This is a genomic window from Paraburkholderia sp. FT54 (genome assembly GCF_031585635.1).
Classification (GTDB): Bacteria; Pseudomonadota; Gammaproteobacteria; order Burkholderiales; family Burkholderiaceae; genus Paraburkholderia.
This window is the reverse complement of the sequence record NZ_CP134198.1, coordinates 285,522-309,527: the sequence shown is the minus strand read 5'-3', so window position 1 is coordinate 309,527 and position 24,006 is coordinate 285,522. Positions and strand designations below refer to the sequence as shown.

At 58.5% G+C, this 24,006-nt stretch carries 17 protein-coding genes and 5 pseudogenes; 15 read left to right on the top strand and 7 right to left on the bottom strand.

From position 1 onward, the window contains the following. Window positions 1–38 precede the first annotated feature (38 nt). Complete coding sequence (locus RI103_RS38425) at window positions 39–3,185, top strand: winged helix-turn-helix domain-containing protein (RefSeq protein WP_310819432.1); 3,147 nt, start codon at window positions 39–41, stop codon at window positions 3,183–3,185. A 124-nt stretch (window positions 3,186–3,309) separates the two neighbouring features. On the opposite strand, the gene RI103_RS38420 is transcribed toward RI103_RS38425, so the two are convergent. After that, on the bottom strand, window positions 3,310–4,284 hold the full coding sequence (locus RI103_RS38420) for an IS5 family transposase (protein ID WP_310819784.1): 975 nt from the start codon (window positions 4,282–4,284) through the stop codon (window positions 3,310–3,312). A gap of 318 nt (window positions 4,285–4,602) precedes the next feature. Between RI103_RS38420 and RI103_RS38415 the strand changes: the two genes are divergently transcribed. The 5 genes from RI103_RS38415 (at window position 4,603) to RI103_RS38395 (ending at window position 11,544) form a co-directional block, all read left to right on the top strand. Then, window positions 4,603–5,331 (top strand): nuclear transport factor 2 family protein, encoded by a 729-nt coding sequence (locus tag RI103_RS38415; protein WP_310819431.1) that lies wholly within the window; start codon window positions 4,603–4,605, stop codon window positions 5,329–5,331. 418 nt (window positions 5,332–5,749) lie between these two features. Then, entirely contained in the window at window positions 5,750–5,887 is a 138-nt protein-coding gene (locus tag RI103_RS38410; protein WP_310819430.1) for a hypothetical protein, read from the top strand. Window positions 5,888–6,006: 119 nt separating this feature from the next. Then, window positions 6,007–8,943: a winged helix-turn-helix domain-containing protein gene (locus RI103_RS38405; protein WP_310819429.1), complete on the top strand. Its 2,937-nt coding sequence runs from the start codon at window positions 6,007–6,009 to the stop codon at window positions 8,941–8,943. Window positions 8,944–9,348: 405 nt separating this feature from the next. Further along, window positions 9,349–10,059: an HD domain-containing protein gene (locus RI103_RS38400; RefSeq protein ID WP_310819428.1), complete on the top strand. Its 711-nt coding sequence runs from the start codon at window positions 9,349–9,351 to the stop codon at window positions 10,057–10,059. A gap of 39 nt (window positions 10,060–10,098) precedes the next feature. Beyond that, the gene (locus tag RI103_RS38395; protein WP_310819427.1) at window positions 10,099–11,544 is read left to right on the top strand and encodes a catalase; all 1,446 of its coding nucleotides are present in this window, start codon (window positions 10,099–10,101) and stop codon (window positions 11,542–11,544) included. Between the two features lie 418 nt (window positions 11,545–11,962). On the opposite strand, the pseudogene RI103_RS38390 reads toward RI103_RS38395, so the two are convergent. Both RI103_RS38390 and RI103_RS38385 read right to left on the bottom strand, forming a co-directional pair. Continuing rightward, window positions 11,963–12,150 (bottom strand): annotated as a pseudogene (locus RI103_RS38390) (IS3 family transposase); the annotation flags it as partial. Between the two features lie 25 nt (window positions 12,151–12,175). Then, window positions 12,176–12,345 (bottom strand): annotated as a pseudogene (locus RI103_RS38385) (IS110 family transposase); the annotation flags it as partial. Window positions 12,346–12,555: 210 nt separating this feature from the next. Here RI103_RS38385 and RI103_RS38380 point away from each other — a divergent pair. The 4 genes and pseudogenes from RI103_RS38380 to RI103_RS38370 form a co-directional block, all read left to right on the top strand. Next, window positions 12,556–14,049: a catalase gene (locus RI103_RS38380; protein ID WP_310819783.1), complete on the top strand. Its 1,494-nt coding sequence runs from the start codon at window positions 12,556–12,558 to the stop codon at window positions 14,047–14,049. A 116-nt stretch (window positions 14,050–14,165) separates the two neighbouring features. After that, on the top strand, window positions 14,166–14,768 hold the full coding sequence (locus tag RI103_RS38375; RefSeq protein ID WP_310819426.1) for an ankyrin repeat domain-containing protein: 603 nt from the start codon (window positions 14,166–14,168) through the stop codon (window positions 14,766–14,768). A 68-nt stretch (window positions 14,769–14,836) separates the two neighbouring features. Beyond that, complete coding sequence (locus tag RI103_RS39885) at window positions 14,837–15,163, top strand: twin-arginine translocation signal domain-containing protein (RefSeq protein WP_409077077.1); 327 nt, start codon at window positions 14,837–14,839, stop codon at window positions 15,161–15,163. A gap of 47 nt (window positions 15,164–15,210) precedes the next feature. Continuing rightward, window positions 15,211–15,552, top strand: a pseudogene (locus RI103_RS38370) (transposase); the annotation flags it as partial. A 52-nt stretch (window positions 15,553–15,604) separates the two neighbouring features. On the opposite strand, the gene RI103_RS38365 reads toward RI103_RS38370, so the two are convergent. Further along, a complete protein-coding gene (locus RI103_RS38365; RefSeq protein ID WP_310819425.1) occupies window positions 15,605–17,146 on the bottom strand; it encodes an IS3 family transposase in 1,542 nt (513 codons plus the stop codon). Between the two features lie 31 nt (window positions 17,147–17,177). On the opposite strand from RI103_RS38365, the pseudogene RI103_RS38360 reads away from it, so the two are divergent. The 5 genes and pseudogenes from RI103_RS38360 to RI103_RS38340 all read left to right on the top strand — a co-directional run. Continuing rightward, a pseudogene (locus RI103_RS38360) lies at window positions 17,178–17,570 on the top strand (IS30 family transposase); the annotation flags it as partial. Window positions 17,571–18,735: 1,165 nt separating this feature from the next. Further along, complete coding sequence (locus RI103_RS38355) at window positions 18,736–19,185, top strand: DUF3331 domain-containing protein (protein WP_310819424.1); 450 nt, start codon at window positions 18,736–18,738, stop codon at window positions 19,183–19,185. 8 nt (window positions 19,186–19,193) lie between these two features. Next, entirely contained in the window at window positions 19,194–19,634 is a 441-nt protein-coding gene (locus RI103_RS38350) for a hypothetical protein (protein ID WP_310819423.1), read from the top strand. Window positions 19,635–19,737: 103 nt separating this feature from the next. After that, a complete protein-coding gene (locus RI103_RS38345; protein ID WP_310819422.1) occupies window positions 19,738–20,511 on the top strand; it encodes a 3-oxoacyl-ACP reductase family protein in 774 nt (257 codons plus the stop codon). A gap of 283 nt (window positions 20,512–20,794) precedes the next feature. Further along, window positions 20,795–21,532, top strand: coding sequence for a hypothetical protein (locus RI103_RS38340; RefSeq protein WP_310819421.1), 738 nt, complete (start codon window positions 20,795–20,797; stop codon window positions 21,530–21,532). 106 nt (window positions 21,533–21,638) lie between these two features. Here the strand turns inward: RI103_RS38340 and RI103_RS38335 are convergent, their stop codons facing one another. The 3 genes and pseudogenes from RI103_RS38335 to RI103_RS38325 form a co-directional block, all read right to left on the bottom strand. Further along, the gene (locus RI103_RS38335) at window positions 21,639–21,863 is read right to left on the bottom strand and encodes a DDE-type integrase/transposase/recombinase (protein ID WP_409077076.1); all 225 of its coding nucleotides are present in this window, start codon (window positions 21,861–21,863) and stop codon (window positions 21,639–21,641) included. Between the two features lie 54 nt (window positions 21,864–21,917). After that, window positions 21,918–23,294 (bottom strand): IS30 family transposase, encoded by a 1,377-nt coding sequence (locus RI103_RS38330; RefSeq protein WP_310819782.1) that lies wholly within the window; start codon window positions 23,292–23,294, stop codon window positions 21,918–21,920. Between the two features lie 69 nt (window positions 23,295–23,363). Then, window positions 23,364–23,773 (bottom strand): annotated as a pseudogene (locus tag RI103_RS38325) (IS6 family transposase); the annotation flags it as partial. Window positions 23,774–24,006 lie beyond the last annotated feature (233 nt).

The window sequence follows — 24,006 nt, the reverse complement described above, 5'->3', positions numbered from 1 at the left end:
TCGATATCTATAGGAAGCATCTCTGCCAGACAAGCCATTTGCACCAGAACCCACTACGCCATGCTTGCCCTGGACGCCCCCGAACTGCACAAATTCGCCGCGTTCTGGCAGCAACTCAAGACGCTCGTTTCATAATTTATTGCGCTCTATTCCGCCATACACAAGCGCCGCCGTCGTTCGACGACTCACGTCATTACGTATGCTGTAGGAGCGCATTTTCCTTTTCAAGAACCACAATCAGGAAAAAAAGCAATATGTCTACTTCAACGCAGGTCTCATCGACGCTGAGCGCCGTGCTTGACTCGGCGCACGTCGGCGACATCGGGGTCGCATTATTCGGCCCGTTTCGCCTGCTTGCTGCGAAACGTCTTCTTTATCAGGGAGACGTTGCTCTTCGATTGGGCAGTCGCGCGCTCGATATCCTGATCGTGCTGGTCGAACGTGCCGGCGAAGTCGTCAGCAAGCGTGACCTGATGGCGCGCGTCTGGCCGGACGTCGTCGTTGACGAGAGCAGTCTTCGGGCGCAGTTGGTCAACCTTCGCAAGGCGCTTGGCGACGGACAGGCCGGCGCGAGGTATGTGACCAATGTCCCGGGCAGAGGCTACTGTTTTGTCGCTCCGGTTTCGCGTGTCGCTACGCCAGTGCAGCTTCAGGCCACAACAGAACAGCCCGTCGCGGCCTCGAAGCCTGTTTCCGGCTACGACACCCAGCTTCCCGCCCAACTGACGCGCATGGTCGGTCGCGAAGATGCCGTCCGGACCATTTCAAGCCAGCTTGCCGGCCAGCGCTTCGTCAGCATCGTGGGGCCAGGCGGCATGGGTAAAACCACCGTCGCTGTATCTGTGAGCCATGTCTTTGTTGCGGAATTCGAGGTTCCGGCATGCTTCGTCGACCTCGGCGCGCTTACCACACCGGAGCTGGTCCCCGCCACGATTGCGTCGGCACTTGGCGTCGTGGTTGAGTCCGCCAACCCGCTGCCGAGCCTTATGGCATTTCTTCAGGACAGGCGGCTACTACTCGTCATAGATTGTTGCGAGCATGTGGTGGAGGCAACAGCCACGTTGGCGGAACGCATCTTCAGGGACGCTCCAGAGGTGCATATCCTCGCGACGAGTCGGGAGAAGCTGCGTGTCGAGGGCGAGCACGTCCATCGGTTGATGCCGCTGGAGAGCCCACCCGACGAAGAAGGGCTGACGGCCGCGAAGGCACTGGCATACCCGGCTGTGCAGCTTTTCGTGGAGCGGGCGGCCGCGGGCGACAATGGCTTCGAGCTGAGCGACGGGGATGCCTCTATCGTCGCCGACATCTGCCGCAAGCTCGACGGCATCGCTCTGGCAATCGAACTTGTGGCCGGCCGCGTCGATGCGTATGGTATTCGTGGAACCGCGGAGTTCCTCAATAACCGCTTCGGGTTGCTCTGGCAGAGCCGACGCACGGCGCTGCCCCGTCATCAGACGCTGAACGCGATGCTCGACTGGAGCTACCGCCTGCTCACCGCCTTCGAGCAAACCATCCTTTGCCGGCTTTCCCTATTCGTTGGCACGTTTTCCCTTGACGCGGCGCGGGCCGTCGCGGCGGATGTTGATGTCGACGAAGCCCGGGTCGTGGATGCCGTGGGCAGTCTCGTCGCGAAGTCGCTTGCGTCGGCGGAGAAAGCTGGTGACGCGACGATGCGTTACCGGCTACTCGACACCACGCGCGCGTACGTTAGCTCGAAACTCGCGGAAAGTGGTGAGATGGACGTGATCGCGCGACGTCACGCGATCTATTTCTGCCAGTTTCTCGAAGTCGCTAACGCCGCTGATTCGACCTGTCGCGCGACGCACGGATTGATGGGGTGTGTCGAGCAGCTCGGAAATGTACGCGCGGCGCTGGAGTGGAGTTTCTCGGACCGCGGGGATCCGTCCGTCAGCACCGCGCTAGCCGCCGTGTCGGCCCCTCTCTTCCTTGAACTCTCACTGCTAAGCGAGTGTCAGCGCTGGACGGAGCATGCCCTGGCAGCACTCGATTGTGCCAGTCGCGGGAGCCGTCGCGAGATGGAATTGCAGGCGTCGCTCGGACTGTCGTCGATGTTCACCACGTGTCGTGAGGAGGTCCGCTCAGCTTTGACTCGTGGACTCGAACTCGCGGAATCGCTCGATGAACCGTACCATCAACTCAGGCTGCTCGGCGGTCTCAACATCTTTCTGACACGAATCGGAGATTTCAGGGGCGCATTGCGCGTTGCGCAGCAGAGCCAGGTGGTTGCCAAGTCGCTGGCCGATCCGGCCGCTGCCGCATTGGCAGACTGGATGCTTGGCGTGGCGCATCACGTCATCGGGAACCAGGCGAGCGCCAGGACACACGGCGAAGCCGCGGTGGTTCGCGCGATCGCGTCCCGGCGCATCAACATGATCCAGTTCGGCTGCGATCACCGTGTCCGTGCGCTGGCCTGTCTCTCACGAACGCTATGGCTTCAAGGCTACCCGGACCAGGCCGTGAAGGTTGCACGTCAAACGCTCCACGACGCCGACGAGTCCAAGCAACCCGGCACCCTCTGCGTTGCACTGCTGGGGGCCTCATCCGTGCTCATCTGGAACGGAGACTGGACTGCGGCGGAAACCATCATCGAGCGGCTGGCCGCGCACGCCGCACGGCATTCGCTGCGGCTATTTCAGGCTATAAGCCGGGGTTTGACGGGTGCTTTGTCGATCAGGCGCGGCAATGCGCAAGGCGGCATCCAGTTGCTCCGAGGATGTCTGGAAGAACTGTGTGCCGGGCGCTACCACGCCTTCACGCCGGCTTTGGCCAGCGCCATGGCGGAAGGTTTGGCGGTGCTGGGAAACATCAAGGATGCTATCGCCGCAATCGATCACGCGCTGGTGAGGATCACGGAGAACGGTGGATCGAGCGAGACGCCGGAGATTCTGCGCATCAAGGGACGGATCCTCGCTTCGGCGCCGCGATCAGATCCGTCGGAAGTCGAGGACTGGCTGTTACGCTCGCTCGAATCGGCGCGCCAGCAATCGGCTCTCGGCTGGGAACTGCGAACAGCGACGACGCTCGCGCGGTTGCTGTCCGATCAAGGACGCACAACGGAAGCGCATGACATGCTCGCCGGAATCTATGGTCGGTTTACAGAAGGATTCGACACGTCCGATCTCAAGATAGCGAGGCGCCTGCTGGACGATCTAAGGCAACGCTGAACAAGCCGTTGTATTCATCGATTCGGGCGCAAACAGAGGCAGATTCATCGTGAGTGAAGCTTTCCGCCTGCATTTCCTGCCCACCAGGGCGTTGCGCACGGGCCTGTGGCCCGCTTTTCGCCCATTACGGGCGGATCGGTGCCATCAATTGCCTGCGCGAGAGATAGACGTTGGTCAATGCCAGCGCGACGAAGGCGCGATTGGCGTTCTTGGCCAGACCGCGATAGCGCACCTTCGTGAAGCCCCACAGGCGCTTGACGACAGCAAACACGTGCTCAACCCGAGCACGGATCTTCGACTTGTTGCGATTCTTGCCGCGTGCTACTTCGTCAACTTCGCCCGCACGGCGCGTACGCTGATTGGTGAAGTCGCGCGCCTTGGGGGCCTTGTCACGGATCAGCGCTTTCTGGCTCGCATAGGCGCTATCTCCATAGACCCGTTGCTCTTGCCCATGCAGCAATTTCGGCAGCGGATGTTTGTCGTGGACGTTGGCCGGCGTGACCACCGCGCTATGTGCCAAGCCGCTTTGACTATCGACCCCGATGTGCAACTTCATGCCGAAATACCACTGCTTTCCTTTGCGCGTCTGATGCATCTCCGGGTCGCGCGCCTGCTGCTTGTTCTTGGTCGAGCTGGGGGCGGCGATCAACGTCGCGTCCACGATGGTGCCGCTGGCAAGCTTCATACCGCTGGCTTGCAGCACCCGCCCCACCTCGGCGAAGAGCCGTTCACCCAGCTGATGCTTCTCAAGCAGGCGCCGGAATTTGAGCAGCGTTGTCGCATCCGGCACGGCTTCGCAGCCCAGATCAATGCCCACAAAGCGACGCAGGCTGGTGCTGTCATACAGAGCCTCTTCGCAAGCGAAGTCGGCCAGATTGAACCAGTGCTGCACGAAGTGAATCCGCAGCATGCGCTCCAAACCAATCGGCGGGCGACCGTTTCCGCGTTTCGGGTAATACGGTTCGATTACCGCGCACAGTTCGGTCCACGGAACGATCGTGTTCATCGTGTCAAGAAACTCGTCGCGTCGCGTGCGTTTGCGTCGGGTCTCGAACCCCGCACCTTGATGCGCGGCCATCGCGAGTGTCTGCTGCTTCATTGTCTTTTGCCTTTCTCGTCGCTTGTGCTCTCTATAACGCTTGACGCGCACAAGCGGTGGACTTAATCAGCATTGCCCTAAGTCGCCCTGTCGATTGGCCGTCAAGCGAGGCGTGCGGTTAGCCTTTTTGCGACGCGCACCGTCCGTCAACGCCCACCCGTTCAGCGAACTTCGCAGCTATGGCACTCCTGTTTACATGCCTTCACATTTCTTCACAACATATAACGCGCCAATACCGGCATTTAGTCATAGTGTTCTCTAGAACGACTCGCAGTGAGCGGCATTTACACAGCCGCACTTTTTCTATGACATCTTTCTATGACATACTCGAATCTGCCTGCACCGCTCGCGGCGTTTCTCCGCGCAGTGCAGACGCGCGATGCCGATGCCTTACTCGCGGCTTTTGCCGGCGCCGCCGTCTTGCACGACTGCGGCGAGGAACATCGGGGCGATGAAATCAAAGGGTGGAGCGACCGTTACCTGCAATGCACCGGTATCCGTGCCGTCAACGTCGCTAGGCGCGATGGAAAGACTATCGTCACGGTGATCGTCTGGGATGACAATCGCACCAGTGCCTCTAACCCGCTTCAACTCGACTGGTGTTTCACCGTCGCCGGGGGCAGGATCTCGGCGTTGACTGTAAGCCAGGAGCCTGCGTTGGAACTCCCGGTTCCGGTCTCCGCCTTTATCCGCGCGACCAACACCCTGGACCTCGACATGTTGTTAGCGACCTTCGCTGATGATGCGCTCGTCAACGATCAGTTGCACGATGTCTGGGGCACTCAGGCCATCAGGCAATGGGCCGCCCGCGAACTCATTGGCGTCAGGACGACGTTGTACGTCGTCAAGGTCGTCGAACATTACGGGCATACCATCGTCACCGCCAACGTCGACGGAGACTACGATAAACGGGGTCTGCCCGAGCCCTTGGTGGTCACTTTGTACGTCTCGATATCCGACAACAAGATCGTCCAGCTCATCATTCTCCCCAACCAGTCAGCTCCGATGGCCAGTGCGCCGTTGTTTGGAGGGAGAGGGAACACGTGACGCGCGTTCCGATGCTGGATCGTGCCGTCTAAAATCTAAAAGTCGTCACAACGGGGCTGATGCCTTGGGCACCTCCAGTAATATATTTTCGCTGCCCTGACCGGCAGGACGTCCGCACTCTCTTCTTTCAGCCGCCGTCCTGCCAGCAGGCAGACGGTGCGCGCCGTAGTCACTATCTCCGTGCACCTTTACTAGCGCCATGAGGACGGAGCGATTGCGGCCGTCCTCATGGCAACGTGTCGCGAGCACGTACACGCGCGTAGCAGACGCGCGTACCAGACGCCGACAAGGAGCCGCGATGCCGGACAGTGACAGTTATCCCATATGCCGCTCACCTTTACCTTTACCTGAGGAAAGCGAGTAGACCTTAGTCGCGGCGCGCATGACGCGCCCGGCCTCAAACGCTCGGAGAAACATCATGAAAGTCGGCCTCCTCCTTTCGCAACTGCCGCACGTCCAGGAATCACGCGTTCACTACGCCATGCTTGCCCTGGACGCCCCCGAACTGCACAAATTCGCCGCGTTCTGGCAGCAACTCAAGACGCTCGTTTCATAATTTATTGCGCTCTATTCCGCCATACACAAGCGCCGCCGTCGTTCGACGACTCACGTCATTACGTATGCTGTAGGAGCGCATTTTCCTTTTCAAGAACCACAATCAGGAAAGAAAGCAATATGTCTACTTCAACGCAGGTCTCATCGACGCTGAGCGCCGTGCTTGACTCGGCGCACGTCGGCGACATCGGGGTCGCATTATTCGGCCCGTTTCGCCTGCTTGCTGCGAAACGTCTTCTTTATCAGGGAGACGTTGCTCTTCGATTGGGCAGTCGCGCGCTCGATATCCTGATCGTGCTGGTCGAACGTGCCGGCGAAGTCGTCAGCAAGCGTGACCTGATGGCGCGCGTCTGGCCGGACGTCGTCGTTGACGAGAGCAGTCTTCGGGCGCAGTTGGTCAACCTTCGCAAGGCGCTTGGCGACGGACAGGCCGGCGCGAGGTATGTGACCAATGTCCCGGGCAGAGGCTACTGTTTTGTCGCTCCGGTTTCGCGTGTCGCTACGCCAGTGCAGCTTCAGGCCACAACAGAACAGCCCGTCGCGGCCTCGAAGCCTGTTTCCGGCTACGACACCCAGCTTCCCGCCCAACTGACGCGCATGGTCGGTCGCGAAGATGCCGTCCGGACCATTTCAAGCCAGCTTGCCGGCCAGCGCTTCGTCAGCATCGTGGGGCCAGGCGGCATGGGTAAAACCACCGTCGCTGTATCTGTGAGCCATGTCTTTGTTGCGGAATTCGAGGTTCCGGCATGCTTCGTCGACCTCGGCGCGCTTACCACACCGGAGCTGGTCCCCGCCACGATTGCGTCGGCACTTGGCGTCGTGGTTGAGTCCGCCAACCCGCTGCCGAGCCTTATGGCATTTCTTCAGGACAGGCGGCTACTACTCGTCATAGATTGTTGCGAGCATGTGGTGGAGGCAACAGCCACGTTGGCGGAACGCATCTTCAGGGACGCTCCGCAGGTGCATATCCTCGCGACAAGCCGGGAGAAGCTGCGTGTCGAGGGCGAGCACGTCCATCGGTTGATGCCGCTGGAGAGCCCGCCCGACGAAGAAGGGCTGACGGCCGCGAAGGCACTGGCATACCCGGCCGTGCTGCTTTTCGTGGAACGCGCAGCTGCCGGCGACAGCGGCTTTGAGCTAAGCGACGAGGATGCCTCTATCGTCGCGGGGATCTGCCGCAAGCTCGACGGCATCGCTCTGGCAATCGAACTTGTAGCTGGCCGTGTCGATGCGTACGGGATCCGTGGAACCGCGGAGGTCCTCAATAACCGCTTCGGATTGGTCTGGCAGAGCCGACGCACGGCGCCGTCCCGTCATCAGACGCTGAACGCGATGCTCGACTGGAGCTACCGCCTGCTTACCGCCTTCGAGGGAACGATCCTTTCCCGCATTTCTATTTTCGTTGGCCCGTTTTCGCTTGACGCGGCGCGGGCCATCGCGGCGGATGGAGATGTCGACGAAACGCAGGTCGTGGATGCCGTGGGCAGCCTCGTTGCAAAGTGCCTTCTGTCGACGGAGAAAGCCGGTGACGCGACGATGCGTTACCGGCTACTCGACACCACGCGCGCGTACGCTACCGAGAAACTCGCGGAAAGCGGTGAGATGGACGCGATCGCGCAACGTCACGCGATCTATTTCTGCCAGGTTCTCGAAGGCTCTGATGCGGGCGATTCGACCTGTCGCGAGACGCACGGATTGGTGGGGTGTGTCGAGCAGCTCGGAAATGTACGCGCGGCGCTGGAGTGGAGTTTCTCGGACCGCGGGGATCCGTCCGTCAGCACCGCGCTAGCCGCCGTGTCGGCCCCTCTCTTCCTTGAACTCTCACTGCTAAGCGAGTGTCAGCGCTGGACGGAGCATGCCCTGGCAGCACTCGATTGTGCCAGTCGCGGGAGCCGTCGCGAGATGGAATTGCAGGCGTCGCTCGGACTGTCGTCGATGTTCACCACGTGTCGTGAGGAGGTCCGCTCAGCTTTGACTCGTGGACTCGAACTCGCGGAATCGCTCGATGAACCGTACCATCAACTCAGGCTGCTCGGCGGTCTCAACATCTTTCTGACACGAATCGGAGATTTCAGGGGCGCATTGCGCGTTGCGCAGCAGAGCCAGGTGGTTGCCAAGTCGCTGGCCGATCCGGCCGCTGCCGCATTGGCAGACTGGATGCTTGGCGTGGCGCATCACGTCATCGGGAACCAGGCGAGCGCCAGGACACACGGCGAAGCCGCGGTGGTTCGCGCGATCGCGTCCCGGCGCATCAACATGATCCAGTTCGGCTGCGATCACCGTGTCCATGCGCTGGTCTCTCTCTCACGAACGCTATGGCTTCAAGGCTACCCGGACCAGGCCATGAAGGTCGCACGTCAAACGCTCCACGACGCCGACGAGTCCAAGCAACCCGGCACCCTCTGCGTTGCACTGATGGGGGCCTCGTCTGTGTTCATCTGGAACGGAGACTGGACGGCGGCGGAAGCAATCATCGAGCGGCTGGCCGCGCACGCCGCACGGCATTCGCTGCGGCTATTTCAGGCTATAAGCCGGGGTTTGACGGGTGCTTTGTCGATCAAGCATGGCGATGCGCAAGGCGGCATCCAGTTGCTCCGAGGATGTCTGGAAGAACTGTGTGCCGGGCGCTACCATGCCTTCACGCCGATTATTGCCAGCGCCATGGCGGAAGGGTTGGCGGCGCTGGGACGGGTCAAGGAGGCTCTTGCCGCAATCGATGACGCGCTGGTGATGAGCGCGGAGAACGGAGGATCGAGCGAGATGCCGGAGAGCTTGCGCGTCAAGGGATGGATCCTCGCTTCGGTGTCGCGATCAGATCCGTCGGAAGTCGAGGACTGGCTGTTACGCTCGCTCGAATCGGCGCGCCAGCAATCGGCTCTCGGCTGGGAACTGCGAACAGCGACGACGCTCGCGCGGTTGCTGTCCGATCAAGGACGCACAACGGAAGCGCATGACATGCTCGCCGGAATTTATGGTCGGTTTACAGAAGGATTCGACACGTCCGATCTCAAGATAGCGAGGCGCCTTCTAGACGATCTAAGTTGCACTGTCGATTGACCGTCAAGCGAGGCGCGTAGTCAGCCCTTTGCAACGGGCGGTGGACGCTACAGTTCACGCGTTCTGCAAACGTCACGGTGATGGCATGCCGGCTTACATGTCTTCGCATTTACTCACAACGTTTAACGCGCCATGATGCCGGCGTTTGATCATAGTGTCGTATGGAACGACCTTCCAAAATTACTGAGTAAGTCTGAGACGTCATGGAGTGAGCCAAGTGCGATCTCCAAGCTTTCCGGAACGGCGTCGCGCATGTCGGCGTTCGCGAAGACGGTGTTCGATGTGGCTTCGTTGATCTTGATCATTAGCGAGGCTCACGCTGGAACCGGGCGACTTCATTGTCAGTGGTGCGCTATCCAGAATAGGCTGCGCGTCCTCCGCACACTAATAAGCTAAGGAACCGAAATGACTAACACGATCATCGCAGGCATCAAGATACCGAACAGCGCAATCGCACGCGCGGCCACCGACCTGGTACGCGATACCGAAACCGACCTGCTGTACAACCATTCCCGGCGGGTGTTCCTGTTTGGATCCCTGAGTGGACAACGCAAGGGCCTGAAGTACGACCCGGAACTGCTGTACCTCGGTGCCATGTTCCACGACATGGGCCTGACAGCGGCGTATAGCAGCGCAGGCTACCGTTTCGAAGTGGACGGCGCGAATGCCGCGAGTAACTTCATGAAGCAGTACGGCATGAATGAGTACGACATCGAACAGGTCTGGTTGTCGATTGCATTGCATACCACGCCGGGCGTGCCTGAACATCTGAAGCCGGTGGTCGCGCTGGTTACTGCCGGCGTCGAGATGGACGTGCTCGGCATGGCCTACCACGAGTTCAGCGACGAGCAACGCATCCAGGTGGTGGCAGCGCATCCGCGCGAGAAGGACTTCAAGAACGGCATCATCAATGAGTTCGCGAAGGGCACTATCAAGAAGCCCGAGACGACGTTCGGCAACGTCAAGGCCGACGTGCTCGAACTTCGCGATCCGTCGTACAAGCGCCTGAACTTCTGCAAGATCATCCTGGGCTCCCCGTGGGACGACAGCCAGGCCGGTCACGCTCACACCGCCGGTTGCGGCTGCAACACGGATACGAAGGCACAGGCCCAATAACGACCGCCTTTGCCGAATTGCGTTGATAGAGGATCTCTCATGAAAAAGCTGACTACCGTTTTCGGCGCACCTGTCGTCGACAATCAGAACATTCGCACCGCCGGTCCACGCGGCCCGGCACTGCTTGAAGACGTATGGTTTCTCGAGAAGCTGGCCCACTTCGACCGTGAGGTGATTCCTGAGCGGCGCATGCATGCGAAAGGCTCCGGCGCATTCGGCACGTTCACGGTCACGCACGACATTACGAAATACACCCGCGCCGCGATCTTCTCCGAGGTCGGCAAGAAGACCGAGATGTTCGCGCGCTTCTCAACGGTTGCCGGTGAGCGTGGCGCGGCCGACGCCGAGCGGGACATCCGCGGCTTCGCGCTGAAGTTCTACACGGAAGAAGGGAACTGGGATCTGGTCGGTAACAACACGCCGGTGTTTTTCCTGCGCGACCCGCTCAAGTTCCCCGACCTGAACCACGCCATCAAGCGTGATCCGCGCACCGGTTTGCGCAGCGCGGAAAGCAACTGGGACTTCTGGACGCAACTGCCGGAAGCGCTGCATCAGGTGACGATCGTCATGAGCGAGCGGGGCATTCCGAAGACGTTCCGGCATATGCACGGCTTCGGCAGCCACACGTTCAGCTTTATCAATGCCGCGCATGAACGCTTCTGGGTGAAGTTCCATTTCCGCTCGCAACAGGGGATCGAAAACCTGACCGACGCGGAGGCAGTGGCGCTTGTCGGCCACGATCGCGAGACGCATCACCGTGACCTTTACGAAGCGATTGAACGTCAGGAGTTTCCGCGCTGGACGCTTTTCGTGCAGATCATGCCGGAGAAGGAAGCAAGCAGCTATCCAATCAATCCGTTTGATCTGACCAAGGTCTGGCCCAAGCGTGACTACCCGCTGATCGAAGTGGGCGTGGTGGAGTTGAACCGTAATCCGGACAATCATTTCGCGGATGTGGAGCAGGCGGCTTTTGCGCCGGCCAACGTGGTGCCCGGTATCAGCTTCTCGCCGGACAAGATGCTGCAAGGGCGGCTCTTTTCATACGGCGACGCACAACGCTACCGCCTAAGCGTGAACCACCACCAGGTTCCGGTGAATGCGCCGCGTGGGGCGAAGTACGTGCACAGCTACCATCGTGACGGCCTGATGCGCGTCACTGGCAATGCAGGCGGCGCCACGCCTTATGAGCCGAATACGCGGGGCGAATGGCAGGAGCAGCCTGACTTCCGTGAACCGCCGCTGTCGATCGAGGGCTCGGCCGATCACTGGAATCATCGCCTCGACGACGACTACTATTCGCAGCCGGGAGCATTGTTCCGCATGATGAAGGCGGAGCAGCAGCAGACCTTGTTCGATAACACGGCACGAGCGCTGAATGGCGTATCGAAGCCGGTCCAGCAATTACATATCAAGCACTGCGCCCAAGCGGATGCTGCCTACGGCGCGGGCGTTGCCAAGGCAATCGCCAAGCTTGAAGGGCAGTGAGCCTGGGGGCGGCAGGAGAGGCTGGACGACACGGGGCGTCCAGCCACATGCGACGCCCACTTGCCACGCGAAGTCTAGCCCTGCTTGACCACTTACGACGTCGACGACCATCCACTCAAGAGCCTTCACAATCGGAAGGCGTTATGCCTAGCCGTGAATTATGCGGAGTTGCATCGAACGGAACACGACATGGATCGGTTCTACGGACCTCCATGAGCTTTGTGTGCTACAGCAAACTGTACATAAAAAAGTGGCTTCCTCATAATGATCGGCTTGGCTCCTCTACGACCGCAACCTCAGGCATAGTTGTGACGCAGCGTCCTTTCCCTGTTTGCAGAGCGGTACTGCGAATATTTTCTGGAACGGGGCTATGCGTGCGTGACCGTGCCCCTGTTTGACGAATCCCATAACCGAGGGGTTATGCGGCCTCGCCTTGTTGGGCTGCCCGCCAGTTCTTCTCGAACGACATGGGGACGACGTCGTCGAGTGTAACCGGCGTGCGTTGTTAAAGCTCAGCCAGGTAATCACATCATCTATGGCGGCACGCCGCATGGCGAAGTGTCGTCCATGCATGCGTGCTACCTTCAGCGAACCCCACAGACTTTCCCTCCGGCGCGTTGACGCTCCTATGTCAGGAAGTCGGCGTCGAATCGGCCAGATCAGCCAGGATGAGCGGGTACAGTTCCTGGACGATATAGCGCTTGAGGCAGCGGCGGATCTCCTTGTTCGACACGCCTTCCTTCATCCGACCATCCACCAGATCCGGGTACGTGGACCACTCCGCATTCGAACCATCGCAATGGGTGTAACAACAAATCGCATTGATTTACACCGCTTAACTTGTCCGCGGAAATATCGTGCGGAGACAATCACTCCAGCCAAAAAAGATCGCGACTTCGCGACACTGCCGGACAGTGCAGGATCCATCGCCCCTCATCCCGCGTCAAATATCTACAGGAGTAGAAAATGAAAACAAAAAACGCAGTCTTCAAAAAAACAGCCATTGCCGTGATGCTGGGCGTCGCGTCGCTGCAGTTTGCCTATGCGGCAGATATGACTCGCGACAACGGATCGCCAGTTGGTGACAACCAGAACTCACAGACGGCAGGGCAGGAAGGTCCGGTAGTTCTTCAAGATTCGCATCTGATTGAGAAGCTCCAACGTTTCGACCGCGAACGCATCCCGGAACGGGTGGTGCATGCGCGCGGTACTGGGGCCTTCGGCGAGTTCGTACCCAGCTCGGACATATCGAATCTAACTATCGCGAAGGTCTTCCAGCCTGGTACGAAGACGCCAGTCTTTGTGCGGCTCTCGACGGTCATGAATTACCGGGGTTCGCCGGAGCAGGCCCGCGATCCGCGCGGGTTCGCCATCAAGTTCTATACGGCGCAGGGTAACTGGGACATCGTCGGCCTCAATAAGGGCATATTCTTCATTCGAGATGCGATCAAGTTCCCTGACTTTGTCCACGCCAACAAACCGAGCGCTGTGACAGGTGTTCAGGATGCGAACCTGGCCTTCGACTTCTGGGCACACACGCCCGAGTCGACGAACATGCTGACCCACATGTACGCCAACGAAGGGATGCCCGATTCGTATCGGCACATGGACGGTTTCGGCGTTCACGCTTTCAAGATGATCAACGCGAAAGGTGAAGTTCACTATGTGAAGTTCCACTGGAAAAGTGACCAGGGTCTCAAGAATATTCGCCCCAAGGACATTCCTGCGTCCATCGGCAAGGACTGGAACATGATGACGAATGATCTCTACGGCGCGATCAAGAAGGGGGACTACCCGAAATGGGATCTGTACATCCAGGTGCTGAATCCGTCGGACCTGAGCAAGTTCGACTATGACCCGTTGGATGATACGAAGGAATGGCTGGGTGTACCGGAACAGAAGGTCGGCACGATGACCCTCAACCGCATCCCCAACAATTATTTTGAGACCACGGAAGAAGTTGCGTTTGCGCCGTCGCGTCTAGTTCCGGGCATCGAACCGTCGGAGGACCGGATGCTTCAAGGCCGGATGTTTGCCTACGCAGACACGCAGATGTATCGTCTCGGTGCAAACTTCAATTCGCTCCCAATTAATCGGCCGCTGGTCGCCGTCCATAACAACAATCAGGACGGGAAGATGAACTCCAGTGGCCGGACAGGCGAGGTGAATTACGAGCCGTCCACTATCGGCGAGATCTCGCAAGACCCGAAGTACAAGTATGTGCAGACGCCTCTGTCGGGCACGACGCAGCAAATGGCCATCCACAAGCAGCAGATGTTCAAGCAGGCCGGTGTGTTCTATCGTTCGTTGCCCGAGTCTGAAAAGGCAGATCTCGTCACCGCACTGTCTGGCGACCTGAGTCATGTGACAAACGACCAGAACAAATACACGGTGATTTCGTACTTTAATAAGGCGGACAGCGACCTCGGCGCCCGCCTCGTGAAGGCGCTTGGTGCCGACTCGTCGCGCGTTCAGGCGATGTCGGCGAAACTGTCGGACGAGTAATTGGAACGGCCACGCCCAAATACCTCCCGCAACGAGGTATAGGGCAGGTTGATGGCCTGCGCTGTTTCACGAACTGGACGCGCAACTTCTATTGAACGTACGCCTCGTAGGTTCCAATGAAGAATCTTGTTTGGGCTTTGGCTGGAGTTGTCGCGGCTTTGGTTTCCGTTGCGTTCTCCGGTTGTGCCTCCCTGTCGGAACGTCTGTCCGCACCGACCGCCGGAGTTGACGTCAGCAAGTATGGCAAGGAGTGGTTCGATGCGGCGCGAGCTGGTCGATGGGACATTACGCAGGCACTTCTGGAAGCGCACTTCCCGATCGACGCAACGACACCGCAAGGTTACACAGCGCTCATACTCGCTGCATACGATGAGCAGCCTGACATGCTCCACCGACTTATTGAAGCGGGAGCAAACCCGTGCCTGGGGGACCGCAACGGCAATACTGCGCTCATGGGCGCGTTATACAAAGGGGGGACTGACATTGTACGCACCCTTATGGACACCTCGTGCGATATCAATCAGACGAACAATGCTGGCGAGACCGCGCTTGCCTTTGCCGCGCTCTTTGGCCGATTTGATCTGCTGCCTGAGCTGGTGAAGAAGGGTGCGGATCCAAACCATACAGACGCAAGGGGTAACACCGCCATGGAGGCAGTGATGGCCCAGGGTAACCAGGCGGCTGTCCGGGCGTTGAGACAGGTGGGTGCAACACGTTGATCCCGGGGGACATTGCCGCGAAATATAATTTAGCGCGGTCTTTTGGTAAGCCTGATTCCTTTGCCTTTATGAACAAGCTACATATTTTTGGAGACTATATGAACCGTCGTTCCTTTATAAAAAAGTCCACGACTGCTGCGGGTGCGATTGTTGTCGGTAGTCAGTTAAGCCAGAGCGCATTCGCGCAGGAGTCCGGTGCCGAACCAACCTTCAGACGCCCCAAGGTAATTTTGCCCGTACCGACTCCCTCGCTGCAGACTCAACATGTGCAACCTGGAGTTCCCGACAGTAAGATTACTCGCGAAGCTACGGGAATGCTCCGGGAGTTCAGCACGCCTTTACTGTTTAACCACTCGCATCGCGTTTTCTTCTGGGCTATTACTACTGTGTCATAAAATTCACGGCATTATAGGAGCTTCTTCATCCTTTGCATGAGGAAGCGATGGACTGGGATACATCTTTCGACGAGTACCTTGAACACCTATGCGAAACGATTGGACACAGTGATCGTCGCGCCGGTCTGGTGGGCTATTGCCAGGGGTTGATGCTGCCGATTGCACGTAAAAGTGTTGAGCCGCTGGCGGCCCATCTCGAGCCGCATCGGGCGAGCGCGCGGCACCAGTCGCTGCATCACTTCGTTTCAAAGTCCGAATGGTCTGACGCCGCATTGATCGAACAGGTTCGGCGCTGGGTATTACCGCACATGAATCCGTCAAGCGGGCTGTATTGGATCATTGACGATACGGGTTTTCCGAAGAAGGGAAAGCATTCGGTGGGCGTGTCAATACCGCCCGTAATTTCCCCAGAAGGGGGTGCGGCTAAATTCTTGGACTGATTTATGCCGCGATTCCAAGACTCTGCCGGTATTCGATCGGGCTAAGAGAGCCGAGCGAGATCTTGATTCGCTTTGCGTTGTACCAGCGGATGTAAGAGTCAACGACTTCGATGAATTGATCAACGGTCGTGGCCCGCCAGTCACGAGGATAGAATAGCTCTGTCTTGAGGCGCCCAAAGAAACCCTCGCAGGCTGCATTATCCGGCGAACATCCTTTGCGCGACATCGAGCGAGTCAGTCTGGCCTTCTGCATTCGCGACAGCCATCCTGGCCAGCGATAGTGCGCACCACGATCCGAGTGAACGACAGGCCGCTCCTTGCAGCCGGCCACTGACTCAATCGCCGAATCGAGCATGGTATTGACGAGTTCGGCGTCCGGCCGCGTGCCGATCGACCAGCTTACAACGAGACCGTCGAAGCAGTCGATAACCGGCGACAGATACACTTTGCCGGCCGGGATCTGGAATTCGGTAAGGTCCGTTAGCCATTTCTGATTAAGAGCGGCGGCACAGAAGTCGCGATTGATGATGTTCTCCGGCGCAGGGCTTATTTCTCCACGATAGGAGCCGTAGCGACGTCGCCTGGTCGTGGCAGCGGCCAGACCTTCCTGTCGCATCAAACGACGCACTACCTTCTCCGAGACGACGACCTGTTGCCTGATCAATGCCGCGCGAATCCGACGATAACCGTAGCAACGGTGATTGAGTTCGAAGATGTCCGCGATGACGCGACGCGCATCAGCATGCCTGTCAGCAACCAACAGCCGTGCACGGTGATAGAAGTAAGAACTGCGGGGAAGACCCAGGGCGGTTAACAGCTCTGGCAACGTATAGGTCTGTTTCAGGGCATCAACCAGCATCGTCTTCTCCCGGTTGCTCAGGAGTTGCGGGTTGATGCCCATTCCTTTTTTTATCAGTTCGTTCGCCTTCTTCAGAATATCGTGTTCAAGCTGCAACTGTCGGATGTCGCGTCGAAGCGATTCGACCTGTTGTTCCAGTTCCGCACGCTCATGGTCCGGCGCTGGCTTCTTTTTGCGGTTCATGGATGCTGGAACCTCTCGACCGAGTAGCTGATTCTTCCAGTTATACAGCGTTGGCCGACTCACGCCTGTTTTCTCGGCAACCTCGCGCGCGCTTTGCTCTCTGGTGCACAGCTCGATGACTGCCGCCTGCTTCACCTTTCGTGATTTTGGAACGCTATCAACGGCTCGGCCAACAATACGTCTTCTTATTTCAGGACACAGCTCTTCGATCCAGACCGCCAGCGTCTCGCGACTCGGATAACCCAAAGCCCTCAAGGTTGCGGCAGCACAGCGGCCATGGCTCAAATAATGATCGACGGCCACCTTCTTCTGTTCAGCCGAATACCTGGGCCTAGAACGGACATAGCCAGCCCGTAGATCACGGCACTCCTCGTATTCGCGATGCCAGGCTTTGAGAGAATTCTTGGTCGGGTAGCCCAACTGCCGGATGGTAGCTCCGATGCGCTTGCCCAGCTTCAAGTACAGTCGAACCGCTCGAATGCGATCTTCGTATGAAAACATGAACTACCTCCAGGTAGTCCAGGATTTTGTCCGCACCCCCATTCCCGACATGGTCAGTATTCATGTGCGGCCGCCCGAAATCGAAGACCGACTGCTGCCTGGTCACTGGGAAGGTGACTTCATCAAGGGCGCCGCCAACCAATCTACTGTCGGCGTGGTGGTCGAACGAACCAGCCGCCTGGTGCTGCTCGCCAAGATGGATGACGCCACCGCCGCCTCCGCGTTAGCGGGCTTCTCTGCCAAACTTAACTCGATTGCCGCGCCGTTGCGACAAACCTTCACCTACGACCAGGGCAAAGAAATGTCGCGGCATCAAGAACTCGCTGCTGCCACTGGCGTGCGCGCTTACTTCTGCTACCCGCACAGCCCTTGGCAGCGCGGGACCTGCGAAAACACCAACGGATTGCTTCGTCAATATCTGCCTTAACACTACAGCCGTAGCTATTTTTTCCTATACTAAGTTAGTACTGCTACTTTGTAATACGGACGCTATGAATGAAATCGCTAAAGCGTGGGAACATGAACTGGACGTATTGCATGAGGGACTCGCCGGCGGCTGGCCTCATAACAGCTGTAGACGGGTGTGTCGGCGGTGAGGTGGCAGCGCGCCCTGGCGATGGCGGTGAGGACCGCCGTGGTATCACCTGCGGCGACCGTAATCCGGCTCGGCGCGCGCCGGCCACCACCCAGTGAGAGCTTCCAGTTCTTCTCGCCCAGTCCAAATGCCGTGTACAGCCGGCCACCCACCGTCGTATTCTGCCCATGAAGGGCTGTGTAAGTCGCATCCATTTTGCGCGCTCCTTCTGAGAAAACAAGTTTGGAAATCCCGTTTAACTCCCGCGGGCTTTCCCTCTTATAGTGTCTAGTGCGCCGCGTGTACATGCCAAATTCTGCGCGCACGGGTTCGCCATCCGCTGCTCCTCTGTCTGCAACAACAAATAGCATTGCTTCACACCGCTTAACTTGTCCGCGATAACGTCGGGCGGAGATAATCACTCCAGTCAAAAGAAACACTGCTTCGCGGCAGTGCCGGACTGATCGCCCCTCAACTCGCGTCGAATATCCTGAACTTGACGTGAAAAACGGGGACGGGGCTTTGCTGTTGGTTTAGCCAACCGCAATTGTCTCAATGTTGACGATACGCCTGTTCTTGGAAAGCAGTTGATCAACGCAGTCCCCGCACAGGCGGAAGCACAGCAAAGCAGCTTTACGCAGGCAGTGTACAAAACCTGCGCCGCCCCGCGGGTGAGTAGTACATCCGTATGGAAACGCAACCGCCCCAAGTGGATTGTCCAGTCGGAGGTCTTAACGAACAGGTCTCGCATGTTCCACCTTTACGCTGGAAATGTGACGAAACGGTTTCGCTGGAAGTTGCGTCAAAGATTGGCCATGACGTTCATACCATCGTGACCACTCCGAAGCCAAGCGGCATGACATTCAGGCATGCGGGACAGACGCTGTTCGACGGTAGTGCAACGCGTGGCACCATGCACGGCCGAGGCAGCGTGTAGGTTCAACGTGCATTTACAGTGCGGCATGCTTCATCTGCCTTTCAATGTCGTCGGACGCATCTTCAGGGAGCCACAATTATGAATCCTGGTAGCGCCAAAGCCGACCCCTGGCCGAAGATTCTCGACTTGCTGAACCTATGTAGCGCGTGCGGAAATGCGGAGAGCCATGCGTCGCCCATTACAAAGATGATCAGCGCACAGCGATCTCAAGGAGCCCACACCGGAAGGCGGTACGGTCCGGCCTCTTTGGATACGCCAGGTTTCCAGGCTTGTGTGACGATTAACGTGCGTGAACTGACGGAATCGTCCGCGACCATTGGGTGGTACGACCCGACGTGTTGCCGCTATGAGGACCAGCACTGGTGTCGCTTCAAGGCGCGGCACGGAGGTGTTTGTGCCATGACCGGCGCCCAGATCCCGGTCGGCGCCGACGTCTTTCATCCGGCTCGCATCCGCGGAGTCGCGGCCAACGCCGACGCAATGATTCTCACGCATGCGCTGCAATGTGCTGCTACCGAGGCCGAGTGACATGACAAATGAAAGCTACGTTACGGAGTGAAGCTTCAGCGGGCGAGCGGGCAGAAACACCGCAGGATTCTTCGTCTTTGACATCTGGCGCTCAGATCGGACGTAGATACCACATCTGGTCCAGTCTCTCCGCTTGGCTGGTGTTTTGTTGGGCGCTGATCGAGCTACCTGTGGAACTTTGGGTGTCGACAACATGGCGAGAAGCTGTGGCGTTGTCGTGCGCCAAACTGTTACTTTTGGCGGTGGTGCTGGCGATGGCACGCGGCGCTGCGTGGGCAACTGTCGTTTTTGTTGGTATCTGTGCGACAAGTGTGCTGGGGATTACGCCGATGCTACCCACCGAGTTTCATTTCTCTCCAGTTGGCGCTACTTTATCGACCGGTGAAGTCCTGATCAAGTTCTTTGCATTGTTTATCTGCGTGTTGGGGCCACCAATGCGTGGGCGCTAGGCGCGTCGGAGTGCAATTCTCGCCCGAAGTTTTGCGCCGCTCGAACACGCTTCCCGCTTGCTGATATACGAGTCAAGCGTAGCCGATCTGAAACGACCAGAGAATGCAATTGAAAGGAGCAAACGTGACTTTTTCTGAGGGACAGCTGACTGGCAAAGTGGCGCTCGTGACCGGGGGCTCGCGCGGGATAGGCGCGGCCATCGCAAGACGGCTCGCAAGCGATGGCGCGGCCGTGTCGATAACCTATTCGAACTCGAGTGCCGACGCGCATCGCGTCATTGAGGACATCGAACGCGCCGGGGGACGAGGCGTGGCAATTCGCGCGGATTGTGCCGACGCGGAAGCGGTAAGAACCGCGGTTGGATCGACCTCGAAACGCTTCGGGGGACTGGATATTCTCGTGAACAACGCCGCGATGTTCCGCCGCGGTCTGATCGACGACTTCCCACTGGAAGACATCGACCGGATGCTGGCCATCAACGTTAGGAGCCTGCTTGTCGCCATTCAGGAATCGCTCCGCTTCATGGAAAAAGGCGGGAGGATCATCAATATCGGCAGCATCAGCAGCGACTACATGCCGATTTCGGGTGTGTCCGTCTACGCCGCGACGAAAGGCGCGGTAACCAGCATGACGCGGGCGCTGGCAAGGGATCTTGGCAGTCGGGAAATTACGATCAATAACGTCCAGCCCGGACGGATCGATACGGTGATGAATCCGGCCGACGGTCCGATGGCCGACCAGATCCGGGGTTCAATTGCACTGGGCCGGTACGGATCAGGCGACGATATTGCGGGACTTGTCGCCTGGCTGGCAAGCCCCGATGCGGCGTTCATAACCGGCACCAGTCTGAAGGTCGATGGGGGCACAAGTGCTTGACCGATGGCCGCGGGCCCAGGGGCGGCACTCCGTATCGTGAACGAATCACGCGGAGGCTCATGGACAATCGCAAATCCGAGGTGCCAAACTCTACCTTGGAGACCGCTTGGCGCTTAGATTTGGCGTTATCGCGCAAAACACCCTCTCTTGGAACGGGGATTGACTGCCTGAGAAACCGACGGTATTTTTGACGGGGCATCACGCCCCCTGCGCCGCCTCACAGTTCATTTCGATTCCGTGCCGGCTGTGGAGGCTCGTTGGCACGGAAACTCGGACCCAAGCCATGCGTATCTGCTTTCAGAACGCGTCTATCCCGACGCGGGCCGCCAATCGGCTCAAATATCGCCTTTCGCTAAAGGAATCCCACGCGCGACAGGTGACCTCGGAAGTCTTCGGCTATAGAGACTGGACCGAGCTTCACAGCGAGCTGGGCAGCAAAGTAGCTTCCGCGCTCGACGAGGCGTGTGACAGCGCGACACTAACCGAGCGACGCGTATATCAGGCGTCGCAATTGCTCGCATCGTCAGTTGATCTTCACGGTGAATCCGCGGACGACTTTGTTCGATGGTGGCAACCATCGTCCGCGCATGCGCAAGACGAAGGCGTGCACCCGACAGGAGCGCCGTTTGCTGGCTCCAAGGAAGATCTGAGTTTTCAGGAGGCGCTGAGCACGTTGGCGCACGCCGCGCGCCATTCCGTTGGCCACTTCGAACAAGCGCTTACGACTGGCATACACAGAACGGAAAACGAAAGCTCGCTGAGGTTTGTAGAATCGATTGCGGATGAGCTGCTAAGCGGCAACCGAAACCGGGAACCCGAAGTGGCTCGTCACCTCCTTGAGGCTTTGGCCTCGCGAGGGCTGCCCCGCTCGATACTTAACCTGGCAACGAGTTTGACGCTTGGCGACGGCGGCCCGAAAGACGAAAAGAGAGCCGCCGAGCTGCTTGAGCAGTTGGTTGAATCTGCTTCAACTCCCGATGATCTCAAGCGGATTGCCAAATCACGGTTGGGCACCGCCTAAGCACCCGGTATCCCGGGTTCTGGTGCAAATAGTTGGTCGGAGCGATCTTGTGTCTATAGACAGGATATCTTATTGAGTGGAGAGGACGGCATTCCAGACGGCGGGATCAGTCGTATCTTTGTCGCAAACGGGCAAGGCCAAATTGTCCTTTGCGAACACGGTGCATCAACCCGATCCCTGAAATCGTGTTCGCAGCGTTCACGAATCGTTTGAAACCGAGCATGACGTTCGTTCTGGACTTGGCGTTACGATGGTCCTGCTCGACCAGGTTATTCAAATACTTCGAAGACCGAATCGCGCTATCTTCGGGTAGCAGGCGGTCGATCTTCATTTCGCGCACCGCGCGGTGCGTGGCTGCATAACCATCGGGAGTGATAGGGCGGACTCAACCGGTCGTCGCAACACTAGATTGTTGAACAGATTTTAGATACTCGTCCAGAGCTTCGGCAGGTGTCTTCCAGCCAAGTGTTTTCCGGGGTCTGGTATTCAGTGCATTGGCAACGGCCTGGATCTCTCGAGCGCTCCACCTGGATAGGTCTGTGCCCTTTGGAAAGTATTGTCGCAGAAGGCCGTTCGTGTTCTCGTTCGTGCCGCGTTGCCATGGACTGTGCGGGTCGGCGAAGAATACCTTTACCCCGGACTCGACGGTGAAGCGGGCGTGATCGGATAGTTCCTTGCCACGATCCCAAGTCAATGACCGCCACAACTGGGCAGGCATGTCAGTCACGGTCTTCTTGAGCGCATTGGCCATCGTGACAGCTCCGTAGCCAGCCAGCGCGGGGCCGTTCTTCGTTCGGGGAGTCAACCCATAGCCTTTCTCCCGAGGCAGGTGCACGAGCATGGTGAAACGGCTTGATCTCTCCACCAGCGTCCCAATAGCAGATCGGTTCAGGCCGATGATCAGGTCACCCTCCCAATGCCCTGGCACGGCACGATCCTGCACTTCTGCAGGCCGGCTAGAGATCATCACATCCTCGCTAACGTGCGCCCAAGCCTTGGCTTGTGCCCTGGCTCTCGGTACGCGCAACGCCCGCCCTGTGCGAAGACAGCTGACCAGTTCGCGCTTGAGGGCACCTCGGCTCTGGATATAGAGAGCCTGGTAAATCGCTTCGTGAGAGATGCGCATAGATTCGTCATCCGGGAAGTCGAACTGCAGCCGTTTGGAAATCTGTTCGGGTGACCAGCCATTAGCCCATTTACGGTCACCGCGATGCGGCTTGTTTCTCCCTTTGAACGGCGCTTGCCGAGGCCCAGCAATCGCACGGCCATCCGCATCGCGAACCTTGCCCTCCAAACGGTCTTGCACGTAGTGGTGCAGCCGTGGGTTAGTCACCAGTTTCGACGGTTTGGGTCTTCTGGCAACCAGTTCGGCCTTCCACTGCGCAACCGAAGCCCGATAATCAAGCTGGCCGCTGCGAGTTGCAGCGTTACGTGTCAGTTCCCGGGAGACCGTTGACGGGCTGCGTCCGATACGGCGAGCGATCTCGCGTATTCCGACGCCCTGGAACGAAAGTAACCCTATCTCTTCTCGCTCCGCGAACGACAAGTACCTCCCGGATAAGGGGTTCGACATGAAAAGTGGCATGCCGCCATTATGACGAAACCAGCGAGTACCTACCGCCTGCGACACGCCAACCGCCTCTGCAGCCTTCTCACTTGTAATGCCTGTCGCGATTTGCTCCCAAAATCGCCGCTCGATCTCTCGCCGATGCGACGGCGCACCTGGCGAGCGCATCGCTGCTCGCCCTGTCAACTTATACATCCACCCCGCTGGTCGTCCCATAAACACCTCCTCGATCAAAGGTGTTGCGACGACCGGTTGAATCCGCCTAGTCTTCGGCGGTTGGCCCTCTTGTTTGATGGCCTTGCTGAAAAAGGCTTTGGCCGCCTTCACGTCGCGCTTCGCGCGCAGCATGAAGTCCACCGACTGACCAGCCCGATCAGCCGCCCTGTAGAATACGCCCACCTGCCGCGAATCTTCAGGTAGGTCTCGTCGACACGCCACGACTGTCCAGTGGGCGTGCCAAAACGATTCCAGCGCTTGACGAACTCCGGCGCATAGCGCTGCACCCAGCGCAGGATTGTCGTGTGTGCAAGCGACAAACCCCGTTCAGCCATCATCTCGACGAGATCCCGCAGACTGAGTTTGTAGCGTAGGTACCAGCGCATACACAGGACGATGACCTCGCGATCGAAATGCAGACCGTCGAACAGCTTGTCGATGCTTGGCCACTTGCCCATGCCTCGCCACCCACTCGTTAAACCGCGAGCTTAAACCATCCGCATTCCTATTTGAACCAGAACCCGTTTTTCGGGGGCAAGCTCATGCTTGCCGGAATCAGCGTGGACTCGCTCATTATGCGCGGCCCGACCAAAGAGGGCCGTGCGTTTGAAAAAAAAACGTGCTATGGTCCTCGCGGTACGCGCCCAGGCACGCACTGCGATTGGGAATCCGGTCATGCAGCGGGCGCAGG